The organism is Amycolatopsis sp. NPDC114504 (assembly GCF_055633595.1).
Window position 1 is genome coordinate 658,224 of sequence record NZ_JBVKDU010000007.1, and the last position, 16,125, is coordinate 674,348.

13 protein-coding genes are annotated in these 16,125 nt (G+C 72.7%); 6 read left to right on the top strand and 7 right to left on the bottom strand.

Translation table 11 applies throughout. The features are described 5' to 3' along the window. Positions 1-16 precede the first annotated feature (16 nt). The 3 genes from ACZ7PG_RS49570 to ACZ7PG_RS49580 all read left to right on the top strand — a co-directional run bounded on the left by ACZ7PG_RS49570 (position 17) and on the right by ACZ7PG_RS49580 (position 3,762). The gene (locus ACZ7PG_RS49570) at positions 17-859 is read left to right on the top strand and encodes a PspA/IM30 family protein (protein WP_470246207.1); all 843 of its coding nucleotides are present in this window, start codon (positions 17-19) and stop codon (positions 857-859) included. A gap of 29 nt (positions 860-888) precedes the next feature. After that, positions 889-1,881 (top strand): phage shock envelope stress response protein PspM, encoded by a 993-nt coding sequence (pspM, locus tag ACZ7PG_RS49575; RefSeq protein ID WP_470246208.1) that lies wholly within the window; start codon positions 889-891, stop codon positions 1,879-1,881. A 435-nt stretch (positions 1,882-2,316) separates the two neighbouring features. After that, a complete protein-coding gene (locus tag ACZ7PG_RS49580; RefSeq protein ID WP_470246209.1) occupies positions 2,317-3,762 on the top strand; it encodes an allophanate hydrolase-related protein in 1,446 nt (481 codons plus the stop codon). Here the strand turns inward: ACZ7PG_RS49580 and ACZ7PG_RS49585 are convergent. From ACZ7PG_RS49585 to ACZ7PG_RS49605, 5 genes are all read right to left on the bottom strand, one after another. Continuing rightward, positions 3,728-4,771 carry a quinone-dependent dihydroorotate dehydrogenase gene (locus tag ACZ7PG_RS49585; protein ID WP_470246210.1) on the bottom strand — a complete coding sequence of 348 codons (1,044 nt, stop codon included), beginning with the start codon at positions 4,769-4,771 and terminating at the stop codon, positions 3,728-3,730. The two genes, ACZ7PG_RS49580 and ACZ7PG_RS49585, sit on opposite strands and share 35 nt — an antisense overlap. Positions 4,772-4,836: 65 nt before the next feature. Continuing rightward, positions 4,837-5,397, bottom strand: a complete 561-nt coding sequence (locus tag ACZ7PG_RS49590; protein WP_470246211.1) for a GNAT family N-acetyltransferase — start codon at positions 5,395-5,397, stop codon at positions 4,837-4,839. Between the two features lie 385 nt (positions 5,398-5,782). Beyond that, the gene (gene add / locus ACZ7PG_RS49595) at positions 5,783-6,829 is read right to left on the bottom strand and encodes an adenosine deaminase (protein ID WP_470246212.1); all 1,047 of its coding nucleotides are present in this window, start codon (positions 6,827-6,829) and stop codon (positions 5,783-5,785) included. Between the two features lie 125 nt (positions 6,830-6,954). Next, positions 6,955-7,764, bottom strand: coding sequence for a DNA-formamidopyrimidine glycosylase family protein (locus tag ACZ7PG_RS49600; RefSeq protein ID WP_470246213.1), 810 nt, complete (start codon positions 7,762-7,764; stop codon positions 6,955-6,957). Between the two features lie 3 nt (positions 7,765-7,767). Further along, entirely contained in the window at positions 7,768-8,661 is an 894-nt protein-coding gene (locus tag ACZ7PG_RS49605; protein ID WP_470246214.1) for a ParA family protein, read from the bottom strand. 106 nt (positions 8,662-8,767) lie between these two features. On the opposite strand from ACZ7PG_RS49605, the gene ACZ7PG_RS49610 reads away from it, so the two are divergent. The 3 genes from ACZ7PG_RS49610 to ACZ7PG_RS49620 all read left to right on the top strand — a co-directional run bounded on the left by ACZ7PG_RS49610 (position 8,768) and on the right by ACZ7PG_RS49620 (position 11,579). Continuing rightward, positions 8,768-9,493 carry a methyltransferase domain-containing protein gene (locus tag ACZ7PG_RS49610; protein WP_470246215.1) on the top strand — a complete coding sequence of 242 codons (726 nt, stop codon included), beginning with the start codon at positions 8,768-8,770 and terminating at the stop codon, positions 9,491-9,493. A 108-nt stretch (positions 9,494-9,601) separates the two neighbouring features. Beyond that, positions 9,602-10,816 (top strand): DNA polymerase IV, encoded by a 1,215-nt coding sequence (gene dinB, locus ACZ7PG_RS49615; protein WP_470246495.1) that lies wholly within the window; start codon positions 9,602-9,604, stop codon positions 10,814-10,816. Positions 10,817-11,171: 355 nt separating this feature from the next. Further along, complete coding sequence (locus ACZ7PG_RS49620; RefSeq protein WP_470246216.1) at positions 11,172-11,579, top strand: DUF3040 domain-containing protein; 408 nt, start codon at positions 11,172-11,174, stop codon at positions 11,577-11,579. Between the two features lie 147 nt (positions 11,580-11,726). Here the strand turns inward: ACZ7PG_RS49620 and ACZ7PG_RS49625 are convergent, their stop codons facing one another. Together ACZ7PG_RS49625 and ACZ7PG_RS49630 are read right to left on the bottom strand one after the other, a co-directional pair. Then, positions 11,727-14,216: a transglutaminase TgpA family protein gene (locus tag ACZ7PG_RS49625; protein ID WP_470246217.1), complete on the bottom strand. Its 2,490-nt coding sequence runs from the start codon at positions 14,214-14,216 to the stop codon at positions 11,727-11,729. A gap of 592 nt (positions 14,217-14,808) precedes the next feature. Next, entirely contained in the window at positions 14,809-16,083 is a 1,275-nt protein-coding gene (locus ACZ7PG_RS49630) for a DUF58 domain-containing protein (protein ID WP_470246218.1), read from the bottom strand. Positions 16,084-16,125: the final 42 nt, after the last annotated feature.

The following is a 16,125-nucleotide window of genomic DNA, read 5'->3' on the forward strand; positions in this document are numbered from 1 at the left end:
AAGGCAGGCGGAGGAGATGGCCAACCCGTTCGTGAAGTTCTGGAAGTACATGATGGCGGCGTTCTCGTCGAAGATCGACGAACACGCCGACCCGAAGGTACAGATCCAGCAGGCCATCGAGGAGGCGCAGCGCAACCACCAGGCGCTGACGCAGCAGGCCGCCTCCGTGATCGGCAACCAGCGTCAGCTGGAGATGAAGCTCAACCGGCAGCTCGGCGACGTCGAGAAGCTGCAGGCCTCGACCCGGCAGGCCCTCGTCCTCGCGGACGAAGCCCGGTCCAAGGGTGACGAGCAGAAGGCCGTCGAGTTCGAGAACGCCGCGGAGAGCTTCGCGACGCAGCTCGTCACGGCCGAGCAGAACATCGAGGACCTGAAGACGCTGCACGACCAGTCGCTGCAGGCCGCGGCCCAGGCCAAGAAGGCCGTGGAGCGCAACTCGCAGATGCTGCAGCAGAAGCTGGCCGAGCGCACGAAGCTGCTCTCGCAGCTGGAGCAGGCGAAGATGCAGGAGCAGGTCTCCGCTTCGCTGAACCAGATGAGCCAGCTGGCGGCGCCGGGCAACACGCCGTCGCTGGAAGAGGTCCGCGACAAGATCGAGAAGCGCTACACCACGGCGCTGGGCTCGGCGGAGCTGGCGCAGAACTCGGTCCAGGGGCGCATGATGGAGGTCCAGGCCTCCACGACGCAGCTGGCCGGGCACTCGCGGCTCGAGCAGATCCGCTCGTCGATGCGCGGTGACTCGGTCGCCCAGGTGACCGACGGCGGCAAGGCGGCCCAGCAGCCGGCCAGCAGCTCGGCCGACATCCAGCGCGAGATCCAGGCGCGCGTGCAGGCCGAACAGGGCAAGAACCCGGCCTGACGCGGGTAGCGAGTTCGAAGGGGGCGAGCATGGGGCAGCAGGGCAGACGACGCGACTTCGGCGAGTTCAGCGCGAAGCTGGAGAAGCACATCGAGAAGCTGCCCGACTACGCCGTGCGCGCCCAGGAAAAGCTCCAAAAGGTGCAGAAGTACTTCCCGCCGGCCGACCAGGCCGGCGGGAAGCCCGCACCCCAGCGGCCCCGGCCCAACCCGCTGCAGCGGCCGCCGGTGCGCCGGCCCGACGTGTCGGCGACGTTCTCGACGATGGCGAACCAGGTCCCGGCGTTCGCCGAGGCCCGGGCCAAGTGGGACCGCTGGAACCACCCGGCCGCGAAGCACGAGCGTCGCAAGCGCCGGACGTCGCGCGCGATGACGCTGTGGATCCTGCTGACGATCCTGTGCGGCGTCCTCGCGGTCTCGGCCGGGCTGGGCTGGATGAGCGCGACCGGCGCCGCGATGATGCCGCAGGCGATCATGGCGTTCGCCGGAGCCGTCGTGTTCGGCACGTTCGGCGTCCGAAGCGGACTCAAGCTGCGTGAACTGAAGCGCACCCCGCTCCCGGCCGCACCGGCCGGCCCGCCGCCGCTGCCGCCCGCGGGGTCCGCCGCGCGCGAGCCGATGGAACGGCTGGCGGAGTGCGAGGCCTCCTTGGGTGAGCTGCTGCGTCAGCTCTCCGTTCCGTCCTCGGTGGGCACGGTGCCGGTGTCCGAAGTGTCCGTCGCGGACGCGGGGCAGACCGCGACCGAAGCCGCGGCCGCTTTGCGCGGCCTGGCGGGCCGCATCCAGGCGATCGAGCGCGGCCGCAACTCCGCCCCGGCCCGCGAGCAGGCGGCCCTGGACTCGGCGGTCGGCAAGCTCCGCGAACAGCTCGAAGACGGCCTCGAGGGCTACCGCGGCCTGGTCGCCGCGGCCGGCCACACGGTCGCCGCGTCGAGCGACGGCCTCGTGACGTCCAAACAGGCCCTCACCGACGCCACCGACCGCCTGGCCGGCCTGGCCATGGCCCTGCGCGAGCTCTCCTGACCCACCCCCGGCGTGCTTGACGGGTCGACACGCGTGATTGAAGGGTCGACACGGCCGAATGACGCGTGTCGACCCCCGAATCACGCGTGTCGACCGCCCAATCACGCGTGTCGACCTCCTGATCACGCGGATTCGGGCGTCGCTGGGCCGTTGGGATTTGAAACTCGGCCGTTCGGGTGCCGGATCCGGCGGTTTCCGCCCTTCGTCACCCGGCGTGCGTGATCGTGCGTTTCACCCCGGCTTCGCGCCCTGTTCACCCCTTGGTCCCGAAACCCGCGCGTAATCGGAAACCGCTGGCTACGGAAACGTCGACCACCTAACGTTTCTGTCATGCATGTAGAGGTGTCACTCGCCGGGAGGCCCGCCGTGCTTTGAGGATCGCCGGTGCCGACCGTACACAGTGGACTTTCTCGATCGCCGAGGGAAGGACGCCCCGTGAACACGCTCCCGCCGGACCCGGATCCCACCCCGCCGACCCCGCCCACAGCCTCGCAGCGCGTCATCGCGGCCTTCGAACGCATCACCGAGGCCAACCGTCCCGAACTCTGGTCCACCCTCCGCGCCGTCGAAGACGTCCTCGTCGACGCCAAGGCCGTCGAAGAGCGCGTCCAGGCGGGGGAGGACCTGCCGCTGGCGGGCACCGTCTTCGCCGTGCCGGAGCTGATCGACGTCGCCGGGCAGCCGTCCGGCCGGTCGGTCCCCGAAACCGGCGCCACGGTCGTCTCGCGGCTCACCGCCGCCGGCGCCGTCGTGCTGGGCAAGACCGGGTGCGCCACCGTGGCCTCGGCCTGGGACCGGACGAAGACCGGCGGCCGCGGTGCCGCCGTCGCCGTCGCGCTGGGCATCGTCGACCTGGCGCTGAGCACCGCGGGCGCGGTCCCGGCGGCCCTGAACGCCGTCGTCGCGCTCAAGCCGACCCGCGGCCTGCTGCCCATGACCGGCGTCCGCTCCGCCGACGCCGTCTCGGTGTACACGGACGGCCTGGTCGCCGGCCGCCGCGCGCTCGCCCTGATGACCGGACCGGACGGCATCTCCCCGTCCCGCACCTGGCCCGCCGACACCCGCCTCGGCGCCGGTGAGCACCCGCGCGTCGCGTACGCGCGCGACCTGCCTTTGGGCCCCGCCGCGGCCATCGCGTTCGAGAACACCGTGAAGCGGCTGACCGCAGCGGGAGTCGTCCTCGAACCGGTCACCGTCTCGGGAGGGGTGCCCGACGGCTTCGACGCGCTCCTCCTGCCCACCGTGCCGGACCACCCGGAGCTCGCCGAGGCACTGGCCGACCCGGCCGCCGTCAACCACCGTCTCGCCGGCTGCACCGCCTTCGCGAACCTGCTCGACCTGGCGGCGGTCACTGTCCCGGTGCTGCCGGGCGACAAACGCCCGTTCGGCGTCACCTTCCTGACGCGGGCGTTCGAGGACCAGATCGGTCTCGACCTCGCGACGGTCTGCACCGACGAGCCCATGACGCCGTACCCGGAAGCGGGTGAGGACGTCGTCGTGTTCGGCGCGCACCTGCGCGGCCAGCCGCTCAACTCCCGGCTCACCGAGCTCGGCGCCCGGTTCACCCGGCCGGTCCGGACCACCGAGAGCTACCGGATGGTGCTGCTGGACACCGAACCGCCGCAGCCGGGCGTGCTGGACCACGCCGAGGGCAGCAGCCTCGACGGCGAAAGCTGGCGGCTGTCCCCGGCGGCGTTCGAGCGGTTCGTCACCACGCTGAAGGAACCCTTCGTGCTGGAGCGCGTCGAGCTCGACGACGGGTCGCGGCCGCTCGCGGTCCGGTGCGCCGCGACGACCGGCGGGACCGGTCTGGACCGCTACGAATCCTGGCGCGGCTACGTCCGGTTCACCTCGACCGCTGGGCCGCGAGACCCCGGCTGACCCGGCGCACCAGGCCCGGCCCGTGCAGCGCGAACCCGCTGTAGAGCTGCACGAGCGACGCCCCGGCGTCCACCAAGCGGATGGCGTCGTCCGGGCCCATGATCCCGCCCACGCCGATGATCGGCAGGCTCCCGCCGGTGTGGTCGTGCACGAACCGCACGACCTCCGCCGCGCGGGTGGTCAGCGGCCGGCCGGACAGGCCTCCCCCCTGTCCGGCCAGGCTGCTCTCCGCGGGCGCGATGCCGCCGCGGGCGAGCGTCGTGTTCGTGGCGATGATCCCGGCGACGCCGTGCTCGAGCGCGACCTCCAGCAGCTCGGCGAGGGCGTCGTCGGTCAGGTCGGGCGCGACCTTCACCAGGATCGGCGTCGGCGTGGCCGATCCGGCGAGCTCCGCGGTCGTCGTGCGCAGCTCTCCGAGCAGTTCGCCGAGCGCGGCGCGGTCCTGCAGCTGCCGCAGCCCCGGCGTGTTCGGGGAGCTGACGTTGACGGCAAAGTAGTCGGCGTACGGGTAGAGCGCACGCAGGGAGAAGCGGTAGTCCTCGACGGCGTCCTCGAGCGGCGTGACCTTCGACTTGCCGATGCTGACCCCGAGCGGCACGCTCGGCTTCCCGTCGCGGGCGAGCTTGGCCGCAAGCGCTTCCGCGCCCTCGTTGTTGAAGCCCATCCGGTTGATCACCGCGTCGCTGGCGGGGAGGCTGAACAGCCGCGGCTTCGGGTTGCCCGGCTGGGCCAGCCGCGTCACCGTGCCGACCTCGACGAAGCCGAAGCCCAGCGCGGCCCACGCGGGCAGCGCGCGGCCGTTCTTGTCCATCCCGGCGGCGAGGCCGACGCGGTTGGGGAACCGCAGGCCCAGCACGGTCACCGGGTCGTCGACCCGCAGGGCGCCGCCGACCGCGGGGGCGAGCTTGCCGAGCCGGGCCAGGACGCCGATCGTGCGCTCGTGCACCAGCTCGGGGTCGTGGTAGGAGAGCCGGTACAGCGCCGGGCGGACGATCTTGTCGAAGAACACGCCCCCATGCTGCCAAACCGCGCGGAAGCCGCGACCGGAGCGTCACCCCCGCGTGAACGGGACCACTAGTCGCGGTCCTTCCACTCGTCTTCGAGCATCGCGTAGACCAGCTCGTCGGTCCACTCGCCCTTGACGATCTCGTTCTCCTTGAGGTGCGCTTCCCGGCGCATCCCGAGGCGTTCCATCAGCGCGGCGGAGGCTTCGTTGCGGCCGTCGCACCGGCCGATGATGCGGTGCAGCCCCAGGTCTTCGAAGCCCAGCCGCAGCAGTTCCGTGGTCGCCTCGGCGGCCAGGCCCTTGCCGTGGTGGTCCGGGTGGAAGACGAACCCGATCTCGCCCTGCCGGTGCTCGCTGCTGAGCCACTCCAGGTTCAGGTCGCCGATCAGCTGCCCGTTCGCGGCCAGTTCGACCGCGACGGCCAGGAACTGCCCTTCCTTGGTCAACGTCGAGCTGTGCACCCGTTTCGCCAGCGCCGCGGCCGATTCGGCGCGGCTGCGCGGGCCCCAGTAGAGGTAGCGGGCGACGTCGGCACGGGACTGGAAGGAGTTCAGCGCGTCGAGGTCGCCGGGCGTGAACGGGCGCAGGAGCAGGCGTTCCGTGGTGACCGGGTAGTCGGGCCGGAGCATGCTTCCAGGCTAGCGACCTTCAGCCGTCCGGGGGACGGAACGGCATTCTGCGTTCAGCGAATCCGGGCCCGGATCGCCGGGCGGTCGTCCGGCGTCGGCAGACGGTTTGACCTGCACAAATGAGCGCATTAAGGAACCCCCGGGGTGTCTCTCAAGCGCCGTCAAACGCTTGAGCCCGAGCCGGACTGGTGCTCGGAAACCCCGGGGGCACGGTGACTGCCTGGTATTCGCTATCAGGCATCACGTGGAGCAGGCGATGAGCCGAAGGTGGCTCAGCTGTAACGCTGCTCAAAGTCCTCCACGTGCCATCCGCTAGCGGACAGCCACCTCACAAGTCCTGTTGGAATACAACTTAGGACCACCTCCTCTCTTGTGTACTGCCACGCTAGGCGAAGTTCCCGGTGTCCGGCAATGTCATTTCTCCGATCTCACTCCGCAGACCGGCCTTGCGCTCCTCGCCGAGGAACGACGCGTCGACGGCGTTCTCCGCCAGCAGCACCAGTTCGGCCGCGCTCAGCCCGAGGGCTTCGGCGACGGCGACGTACTCGCCGGTGAGCGTGGCGCCGAACATCGGCGGGTCGTCGGTGTTGAGCGTGACGACGACGCCGTGGTCGAGCATCCGCCGCACCGGGTGCGCGGCGACGCTCGGGACCTGCCCGGTGCGCACGTTCGACGTCGGGCAGACTTCGAGCGGGATCCGGTGTGCCGCAAGGTGTTCCAGCAGGGCCGGGTCGGCGGCGCAGCTGGTGCCGTGGCCGATGCGCTCGGCGCCGAGGTCGTGCAGCGCGGACCAGATCGTGGCCGGGCCGGTGGTTTCCCCGGCGTGCGGGACGCTGTGCAGCCCGGCTTCCCTGGCCCGGGTGAAGAACGGCTCGAACCGCGCGCGCCCGACACCGAGCTCCGGGCCGCCGAGGCCGAAGGACACCAAGCCCTCGGGGCGTTCGCGCAGCGCGAACACGAGCGTCTCCTGCCCGGCCTTCGTGCCCTTTTCGCCGGGAATGTCGAAACACCAGGCGAGTTCGACGCCCAGTTCGGCGGCGCGGGCCCGGCCGGAGGCGAGCCCGGCGAGCAGGTCGTCGCCGGGAACGCCGTCGAGCAGGTGGTTGTAGGGCGTCACGGTGACTTCGGCGTAGCGGCAGTTCTGCGCGGCGAGGTCCGCGGCCAGGCCCGCCACGAGCGTGTGGACGTCGTGGCGGTCGCGCACGAGCGAGGTGACCGCGAGGTAGACGGTGAGGAAGTGGGCGAAGTCGCGGAAGGTGAAGAACTCCGCGAGCTCGCGTTCACCGGTGGGGACGCCGGCGGACGGCCGTCGCCGGGCCAGTTCCCGGACGGTGGGCAGGCTCGCCGAGCCGACGAGGTGGACGTGCAGTTCGACCTTGGGCAGGGCGTGCGCGAACGCGCGCAGCGCCCGCCCGGGGCGGATTCCGGGCATGACTGTGCTCCCTGGGGGGCGGAAGAAGGGTGACGGAAAGCGCGCGGGCGGCTCAGGGAGCGAGGTCGCCGCGTTCGGTGTCGGCCCCGTAGAGCGGGAGCTTGAACGACGTCACGGCGCCGAGTCTACTGCGCCGGAGCCGGGCCGTGCTGGTCCTTCGGGCAGAACCACGTCGGCCGCCGCTGGACGTCGTGGCCCTGGGTGCGCACCTGGACCTTGCCACCGCAGCGGAAGCAGCCCTGACGGGTGCGCTCGTACACCCAGTTCTTGCGGTTGCGGTCGAGGTGGCCGGTGGTGCTCTGGTCGAAGCGCCCGGCGGAGGCGTTGGCCAGCAGCAGCTTGCGCGCGAGGGCGACCGTGCGGCCGGCGTCCACTTCGGACACCGGCGTCCACGGCGTCACGCCGAGCAGGAAGGCGATCTCGCACTTGTAGAGGTTCCCGACACCCGCCATCACGCGCTGGTCGAGCAGTGCGAGGCCCAGCTCGCGCCCGGGATCGGCGGCCAGCGCCGCCGTCGCGCGGGCCGCGTGCTCGTCCGTCCACTGTGGATCAAGCAGGTCCGGGCCGAGGTGGGCGACGAGGTCGCGTTCCTTCGGCGTTGCCACGAGCTTGAGGTCGTGGACGCGGAAGCCGATCACCTGGACGTCGGCGGCGGTCAGGACCACGCGAGCGTGGTGACCGGGCCGGCGCCACTTCGCGCCGGCCGGGTAGACGTCCCACATGCCGTCCATCATCAGGTGCGAATGCAGGGTGAGGTCGCCGGAGAAGCGGGTGAACAGGTGCTTGCCGACCGTCCCGACGCCGAGCACCTCGCGGCCGGTGAGGTCCACAGTGGCCAGCTGCGGTACGCGGAACTGCCCGCGCAGCAACGTCTTCCCCGCGATCGCCCGGTCGAAGCGCTTCCCGACGAGGTACACGGTGTCACCTTCGGGCACGGCTCACCCCGCGGATTCGGACACCTCGGCGGGGGCCTCGGGCGTCTCCGGGGCCGGGCCCTCGGGCCAGTCCGGACCCTCGGGCTCTTCGCCGGCGATGCGGTGGCGGCCCGCCCGGTTGGAACGCAGGATCTTCGCCAGCACCATGTTGAACGTCAGCGCGATCTCCTGCGCGCCCGGCGAGTGCCACTCGTGGATCGGGCTGCACGCGCCCTGGGCCTGCTGCACCGCGAGCCGGTCGGCGATCGCCGTCGGCATCACCAGCGAGCCGAAGTTGTCGCGCAGCTCGGCGATCCGGAACTGGTGCTCGTAGGACCGCACGCGCAGCTTGTTCACCAGGACGCCGATCGCGCGCAGGTCCGGGTTGAGCTCCTTGCGGATCTTCTCGATCGCTTCCAGTGCCCGGTTCGCGCCGGCGACGGCGTACATCGTCGGCTCGGTGACGATCAGCGCGCTGTCCGCGCCGACCAGCGCCGACTTCGTCAGCCGGCCCAGCGACGGCGGGCAGTCCAGGATCACCAGCTCGTACGGCGTCTCGCGCAGCGGCGTGCGGTGCAGCTCGTCCAGCGCGCGGGAGAAGTTGGCGAGCCGCTCGCTGTCGGCGTCGGGGTCGTTGAGCAGTTCCAGCTCTTCGGTGCCGACGAGGACGTCGACGTCCTCGCTCCAGACGCTCGGCGCGATGGCGCTTTCCAGCGTCTCGCGCGTCGGGTTCTCGAGCACGTCGGCGAGGGTCGCGTCGGTGTACGGCGGGTCGAGCGAGGTCGTGGCGTTGCCCTGCGGATCGAGGTCCACGACCAGCGTCCGGGTGCCCCTACGCAGGGCGGCGGACGCGATACCGAGAGCTACCGTCGTCTTGCCGACGCCTCCCTTGAGGCTGAGTACGGCGACCGTGTGCACGTTCACCAGCCTACGGGTGCGGGCGAGGCGCGCCGCCGGGCAAGGGGCGTTCACTCGAAGGGAGGAGCCGGGGAGGCGGGCCGGGGCGGGCACTACCCTGTGCGGCATGAAGACGGAGACCGTGGCGGCCCGGGGTTCGGGCGCCGTCCGCCGGGTGCTCGAGGCCGAGCTGAAGGCCGCCCGCGCCCGGGGCGCCGAGCACCCCCGCGTCGTGGACGTGGGCGGCGGCAGCGGCGGCTGGGCGGTGCCGTTCGCGGCGGCGGGCTGCCGGGTGACCGTGGTCGAGCCGAGCCCGAACGCACTGGCCACGCTGCAGCGCCGGGCCGAGGAGGAAGGCGTCTCCGAGCTGATCACGGTCGTCGCGGACGACTCGGACGCGCTCGGCCGGCACGTCGAGGCCGGCTCGGCCGACCTGGTGCTGGCGCACGGGCTGCTGGAGATCGTCGACGACCCGGCCGCGGTGCTCGGCGCGCTGGCCACGGCGGTCGCGCCGGGCGGGGCGGTGTCGGTGCTGGTCGCGAACCGGCACGCGGCGGTGCTCTACCGCGCGTTGTCGGGCCGGGTCTCCGAGGCCCAGCGGCTGCTCGAGAGCACGGACGGGATCGTCCCGGGCGACACGGTGCTGCGCCGGTTCGACGCCGAGGGGCTGCGCGCCCAGCTCGTGGCCGCGGGCTTGGACGTGACGCTGCTTCAGGGCGACCGGGTGATCTCGGACCTGGTCGGCGGCGACGTCCGCGAAGACGAGCTGGCCGAGTTCGAGCGGGTGTCGGCCGGGGTGCCGGCGCTGCGGGACGTCGCGAGCCGGCTGCACGCGGTCGCGCGCCTCGCCTGACCTCTTTCCGGCGGGTTCCGGCCGTCGCGCTCGCGCTTGATCCGAAACTGTCGGTGGTGGCCGGTAGCGTCCTGGGGTGTGGGGCGAAATGCTGAGCTGCCAGGCGGGATGGGCCGGTTCCGCGTCCGGCCGGGTGAACCGCCGCCGGACGACACCGGCTGCGGGATGCTGCACGTCGACATGGACGCGTTCTTCGTGTCGGTCGAGCTGCGCACCCGGCCCGAGCTGGTGGACAAACCGGTCGTCGTGTCCGGCGGCGGGCCGCGGGCCGTCGTGGCGGCGGCGAACTACCCGGCGCGCAAGTTCGGCGTGCGCTCGGCGATGCCGTTCTCGACGGCGAAGCGGCTCTGCCCGCACCTGATCAACATCCCGCCGACCGGCGGGCTCTACAGCGAGGTCTCCCGCGGGGTGATGGAGATCTTCCGCGAGCTGACACCGCTGGTCGAGCCGCTGAGCCTGGACGAGGCGTTCCTGGACGTCAGCGGGGCGTTGCGGCGCCTGGGCGCGACCCCGGCGTCGCTGGGGGCGCGGATCCGCTCGCGGGTCGAGGCCGAGCACGGGATCACGTGCTCGGTCGGCGTCGCGAAGGTCAAGTTCGTCGCGAAGCTGGCGTCGGGCATGGCGAAGCCGGACGGCATGGTCGTCGTGCCGGCAGCGGAGACCCTGGCGTTCCTGCACCCGCTGCCGGTGTCGGCGCTGTGGGGAGTGGGGGCCCGCACGGAGGAGCACCTGCGCCGGCTCGGGCTGGGCACGATCGCCGACGTGGCGGCGTTCCCGCCCGAACGGCTGAAGAAGTCCCTGGGGACGGCGGTGGGCGAGCACCTGTACCGCCTCGCGCACGGCGTCGACGAGCGCTCGGTGGTCGTGGATTCGCCGGAGAAGTCGATCGGCGCGGAGCACACGTTCGACGTCGACCGCCATTCCCGGGCCGAGCTGGGCCTGGAGCTGCTGCGCCTGGCTTCGCGCGTGGGGGCGACGTTGCGTTCGCGGGGCGTGCGCGGCCGGACGGTGTCGATCAAGGTGCGGTTCGCGGACTTCCGCACGATCACCCGCGCCCGCACGCTGGTCTCGGCGACCGACGTGGCGCGCGAGATCCACGCGGTGGCGGTGGCGTTGCTCACGGAGCACGCGCCGACGGGAGCGGTCCGGCTGATCGGGGTGCGGGTGGAGGGCCTCGACACGGGGGAGGCGGGGGAGCAGCTGGTGTTCGAGTCCCCGGCGCCGAGGTGGCGCGACGCGGAGGTGGCTGCGGACGTGGCGAGGTCGAAGTTCGGCTCCGCGGCCGTGCGGCCGGCGTCGCTGCTGGGGCCGCGGGAGGAGTGAGGTTTCCCGGGGGTGCCGAGGGCGGTTGCGCCGATCTTCGTGTCGCGCGCTGGATCCGTCGGCTCGAGCCGGCACCCCGCATTTCGCCTCGCGCACTCCGCGTGATCTTCGACTCGACAGCCGTCCCCCACATCGCCGCTCGGGCCGTGAATCGGTCACTTTCGGTGGCGGTGACCGTCCGCAACCCCGCTCCGGCGGGATTTAGCCCAATTCGATCCCTTCTGGATGCGGGATCGGGTAGTCGTCCGGGCGCGGGCCTCGTATCCTGGACAGTGCCACCCCGCCTGGGGTTGGCTGTTGGGTCCAGAACGTTGCGCGGCCCGGCGCCCGCGACAGCTGTGCCGGAGGAGGAAAGATGCCACTCTCCGAGCATGAGCAGCGGCTGCTCGATCAAATCGAGCGCGAGCTCTATGCCGAGGACCCCAAGTTCGCATCCACGGTGCGTGGCACCCGGTTGCGTCGCCCCGCTCGCCGACGGCGTATCCAGGGCATCGCCCTGTTCGTAGTGGGCGTGGCCCTGCTGGTGCTGGGCGTGGTGGTGCCGCAGTTCCGGGTGGCCGACATCCCGCTGATCAGCGTGCTCGGGTTCCTCGTGATGTTCTTCGGGGTCATGTTGGCCGTCACATCGATCCGGCACGGCGCCGAATCGGACGGCAAGGGCGGGGGTGGATCGGGATCTCGCGGGGCCAAGCAGGCGGGCCGCCGGAGCTCCTTCACCCAGCGCATGGAAGAGCGCTTCCGCCAGCGCTTCGAGGAGCAGTAGCGCCGCAAGACCAAGGGATCCGCGTTCCGCCGCTTGGCGGGACGCGGATCTTCTTGTGTGCTCGACCACTCCGGCGGTCCCGCTCCGGCGATGGTGACACCGGGTTATGCCCAGTCGGGTGACCCCCATTCGGGGTCCTGACGACCGTCAGTCGCGGTTGCGGAAAAGGGACTTCGGGAACAACCGGCCCTTCCAGGACAGCGGGGCGTTGCGGTGCAGGCTCCGCCGGAGGTGGTCGAACGCCGGGGGCAGCGTCGGGTCGGCCTCGCCGTCCTCGCCGTACCAGGACTTCTCCACCACGCCGATCACCGTGCGCAGGCCGTCGCGGCCCTCGTCGTCCAGGTGGTGCTTCGCCGCCAGCTTCTGGCCGGCCACGCGGACCGTGTCGCTCGTCGGGATCGGCAGCCCGCGGTCGGCGCATTCGGCCCGCAGCTCGGACCACGCCGCGTCCGCCGCACCCGGGCGCTGCCCGACGATCTCCTGCAGCCGTCGCCGCCGGCCGACGTCGCGCGCCGCCGACGGGCCCAGCAGCCCGGCCAGCAGCAGCACCACGATCAGGCTGAACCACCAGGCCACCAGCCACGTCAGCACGCCGAGGACCACGACCCACAGCGCCGCCGCGATCAGCGGCAGCCAGTTCTTGAGCAGCGCCCCGAGCCCGGTGGACGCGGGTTCGCGATCCGGCCGTCTGCGGCGTCCGCCGGCGATCACCAGGATCGTCGCCACCAGCGCGAGCGCGGCCAGCACCCCGAGGAGCACCCACACCGCGGCCGGGGTGCCCTCGTCGGTGTTCTGCGGGCCCTGGGCCTGCGGGTTCTGGTCGGTGTCGCGCGGCACGCCGGTCGGCGCGGCGCTCGACTGGACCGTGCTCGGCGCCACCTGGGTGTCGTCGGGCTGGTTGCCGTCCTGTGTACCGGCCTGCAGGTACGACGGGGTGATGCCGCGGCCGTCGGACAGCGGCGTCGGGTCGAACGTCACCCAGCCCTTGTCGCCGAAGTACGCCTCGACCCACGCGTGCGCGTCCTGGGTGCTGATCGAGAGGTAGTCGTTGACCTGCACGCCGGGGGTGAACCCGATGGCCACGCGCGACGGGATGCCCGCCACCCGCAGCATCACGGCCATCGCCGACGCGAACTGCTCGCAGAAGCCGCGCTTGCCGTTGAGGATGAAGTCCGCGAGCGCGTCGGAGTCGTTCGCCGGCGCGGTTTTGGTGTCGTAGACGAACCCGTTCTGCGCGGTGAAGTACCGCCAGATCGCCGACGCGCGGTCGAAGTCGTTGGACTCGGCGCCGATCAGCTGCTGCGTCTTCGCCCGGACGCGGTCGTCGACGCGGTCGATCTGCGTGTAGCGCGGCGGCAGGTCGTCGACGCGCGGGGTGACGCGCAGCTCCTGGGCCGTGGGTTCCTTCAGCGACGCGTATTCGGTGTAGGACGGCGGAACCTCGCTGCGCGTCGTGAACACCGTGCCGCTGACCTGGTCGTAGAGGTAGCCGTTGGCGGCGCCGTCGATCACCCGCGGCGCGCCGTACACCGGCAGCCAGTTGTCGCGCCAGCTCGACGGCTCGACGTCGATCCGGCGCGCGGCACCGCTGCCGTCGTCGCCGGGCGCGGGCGGCAGCTGCGGCCCGACCGGTACGCCCTGCTGCGACCGGCCTTCGTCGTGCAGGCCCCAGCCCTTGTTGGGGTAGTAGGTGTCCAGCGTCATCGCGCGCAGCAGCCGCTTGTCGGTGCCGAGGCCGCGGACCTTGAACAGCTCCCGGTTCGACCCCTGGTCGAGGAAGCCGCGCAGCTCGGTGAACGGCTGGATGCCGAACCCGCCGGCGCCCGCGCCGGGGCCGTCGCCGCCGTTGCCGAACGGGATCCGCCCGACCGTGCCGACCCAGCTGATCGCCCCGCCGAACAGGCCGAGCACGATCGCCGCGGCCACCACCGCGACCGGCGCGGACAGCACGCCCGGTTTGCCGCTGCGGCCGGGTGCTTCCCGGGTCCGCCAGCGGCGGTGCCGGTGGTTGCCGTCGACCGCCAGCAGGCCGGCGAACGCGGCCCCGCCGAGCAGGAACGTCCACCACGGCAGCATTTCTTCGGAGAGGGCGGCCGGCACGGCGTAGACGCAGAGCAGCACGAGCCCGGTGGCGGCGGGTGCCGCGGCGGCGACGGTCAGCGTGTCGACGAGGACGGCGACGAGGCCGACCAGGATCGTCACCAGGCACAGGATCGGCTGACTGCCCTCGACGGGCGGCAGCCCGACGCGAATCTGATCGGCGGCGGCCGAGAGCGTGCTCCCGATCTCGCCGAACGCCTCCGGGCCGGGGATGACCTGCAGGATCCCGTGCGTGGTGAAGGCACCGGTGATCAGGAAGAGCAGCACGAGCAGCTGACCGAGCCCGACGAGCACGGTCGGCACCTGCAGCGAGCGCAGCGCGAGCCCGGTCGCGGCGATCAGCAGCACGGCGACGAAGAGGTAGCCGAACCAGGCCAGCCCGGAAACGACGCTGGTCACGGAGGTGGCGGCACAGAGGGTCGCGATCCCGGCGGCCGACGGCGCGAGCAGGCTGCCCCGCCAGGCCGAGAGGGGGTGCTGGGAGGCGGGACGTTTCGCCGAGGAGCCGGACGGGCGCGGCGGGGCGGCGGTGCTCATCGCGGACCGCCGATCGGGGAGAAGGGAGTGGACGGGCTAGCCGGCCGGGGGTGGCGCTCGGCTGCGGGGCGCGGTGCGGGCTGCCGTTCGGCGAGGGGTCGCTGGGAGGTCGGGTGCTCGGCGGCGCGGTGCGGTGCGGCGGTGCGCAAGTGCTGGCGGGGCAGGCAGCCAGGCCTGCGGGGGGTACCGGAAAGCGCGAACCGCGAGGCGCGGTGCGGCGCGGTGGTGGCCATCGCGGACCGGCGGTCGGCGATGGGGTGCTCGGCTGCGCGGCGCTGGGCGGCGGTGCTCAGGTGCCGGCGGGGCGAGCGGCCAGGCCTGCGTGCGGCGCCGGAAAGCGCGAGCCGCGGGGCGGCGGGGTGCGGTGCGGTGGTGGCGATCGCGGGTTGCCGTTCGGCGAGGAGGTGCTGGGAGGCGGGGGGTTGGTGCGAGGCGGCGGTGCGCAGGTGCTGGCGGGGCGAGTGGCCCGGCCTGCATGCGGCGCCGGAAAGTGCGAACCGCGAGGCGGGGTGCGGTGCGGTGGTGGCGATCGCGGGTTGCCGTTCGGCGAGGAGGTGCTGGGAACCGGAGGGCTGCGGCGGGGCGGTCGTCGTCATCGCGGGCCGCCGATCAGTGTGCCGCGGCGGGCGCCGCTGCGGCACAGCTCTGCCCACACCTGGGGCATCGGTGAACCCGGGCCGGCGATCACCACGCCCCAGCCGGAAGCGCGCAGCAGGGCCGCCGAGTCCTCGGTGGCCGCGGCCCTCTGCTCGGGGGCCGTCACCCCCGCCGACCACGTCGGCGTGTCCAGCAGGACGGCGAGGCTGCGGATGCCGCGCGGGCGGAACTGGGCCAGCTCGTGCACCGCCTCCGTACTGACCGTGCCGAGCACGGCGATCAGCTCCTGGCCGTCGGCCGGGTCGCTCGCCAGGGTGATGTCGCGCTGGTGGGCGGGCTGCAGTGCGGCCAGTGCGTCGAGCACGACGTGGTCGTAGTGGTCGCCGCCGTCGCCGGGGGTGTCCGCGAGCGTCGCGCCGTGCTCGCTGACCAGGCGGACGCGGTGGCCGGACCGGCGCAGGTGCAACGCGGCCGACGCCGCGAAGGACACGGCCCACTCCAGGCTGGCGGCCGGGCCGCTGCCGTGGTGGGCGGCCGCGCGGTGGTCGAGCAGCACCGTCGTGCCGCCGCGCCACGGCCGTTCCTCGACGCGCACCATGATCTCGTCGCGGCGCGCCGTCGAGCGCCAGTGGACCTTGCGCAGGTCGTCGCCCTGGCGGTACTGGCGGACGATCACGTCGGCCTCGCCCTGGCCGGCGTGCAGCCGGACCGTGCCGTCGTCGCCGACGCCGATGCCCGCGCCGCTCGGCAGGCCCCACAGCGGGACCACCCGGGGCACGACGACCAGCCGGGAGTGCCCGATCAGCTCGCGCTCGAACTCGCACAGGCCGAACGGGTCGGTGATGGTCGCGCGCAGCGGCCCGACCTGCTGGATCCCGCGCAGCACCGGCTGCAGCGGGTAGCGCAGCGCGACCCGGCGGTCGTGCGGGAGGCGTTCGACGACGAACCGCGGCCGCGAGCCCAGCGCGTACGGCACGCCGTCCTCGAGGAGGACCTCGCCCGCGGGCAGCCGCCCGCTGCGCCACAGCTCCAGCTGGACTTCGCCGGCGCCGCCGACCGCGACCCGCTGGGGGCGCAACGCGCGGGTGGCGCCGATGCGCAGCCGGGTCGCCGAGATGAACACGGCGACCAGCAGCGGCAGCGCCACCACGAAGACGGCGACCCGCAGCAGGTCGCGTTCGTTGAGCACGAACGAACACACCGCGGCCGCCAGCCCCGCGGCCAGCAGGCAGCGGCCGCGGGTGGTCAGGCCGGACAGGGCACGCAGCACGTCGTTGTCTCCCCTTCGCGGTGCGGTTACGGTGCAGTTCGT

Excerpts from the sequence above, each read along its gene's own strand:
- ACZ7PG_RS49570 (WP_470246207.1), top strand. The coding sequence starts at position 17 with ATGGCCAACCCGTTCGTGAAGTTCTGGAAGTACATGATGGCGGCGTTC.
- pspM (WP_470246208.1), top strand. The coding sequence starts at position 889 with ATGGGGCAGCAGGGCAGACGACGCGACTTCGGCGAGTTCAGCGCGAAG.
- ACZ7PG_RS49590 (WP_470246211.1), bottom strand. The coding sequence starts at position 5,397 with ATGCTCCGGCCCGACTACCCGGTCACCACGGAACGCCTGCTCCTGCGC.
- add (WP_470246212.1), bottom strand. The coding sequence starts at position 6,829 with ATGCCCGGAATCCGCCCCGGGCGGGCGCTGCGCGCGTTCGCGCACGCC.
- ACZ7PG_RS49610 (WP_470246215.1), top strand. The coding sequence starts at position 8,768 with ATGAAGACGGAGACCGTGGCGGCCCGGGGTTCGGGCGCCGTCCGCCGG.
- dinB (WP_470246495.1), top strand. The coding sequence starts at position 9,602 with ATGGGCCGGTTCCGCGTCCGGCCGGGTGAACCGCCGCCGGACGACACC.
- ACZ7PG_RS49620 (WP_470246216.1), top strand. The coding sequence starts at position 11,172 with ATGCCACTCTCCGAGCATGAGCAGCGGCTGCTCGATCAAATCGAGCGC.
- ACZ7PG_RS49625 (WP_470246217.1), bottom strand. The coding sequence starts at position 14,216 with ATGAGCACCGCCGCCCCGCCGCGCCCGTCCGGCTCCTCGGCGAAACGT.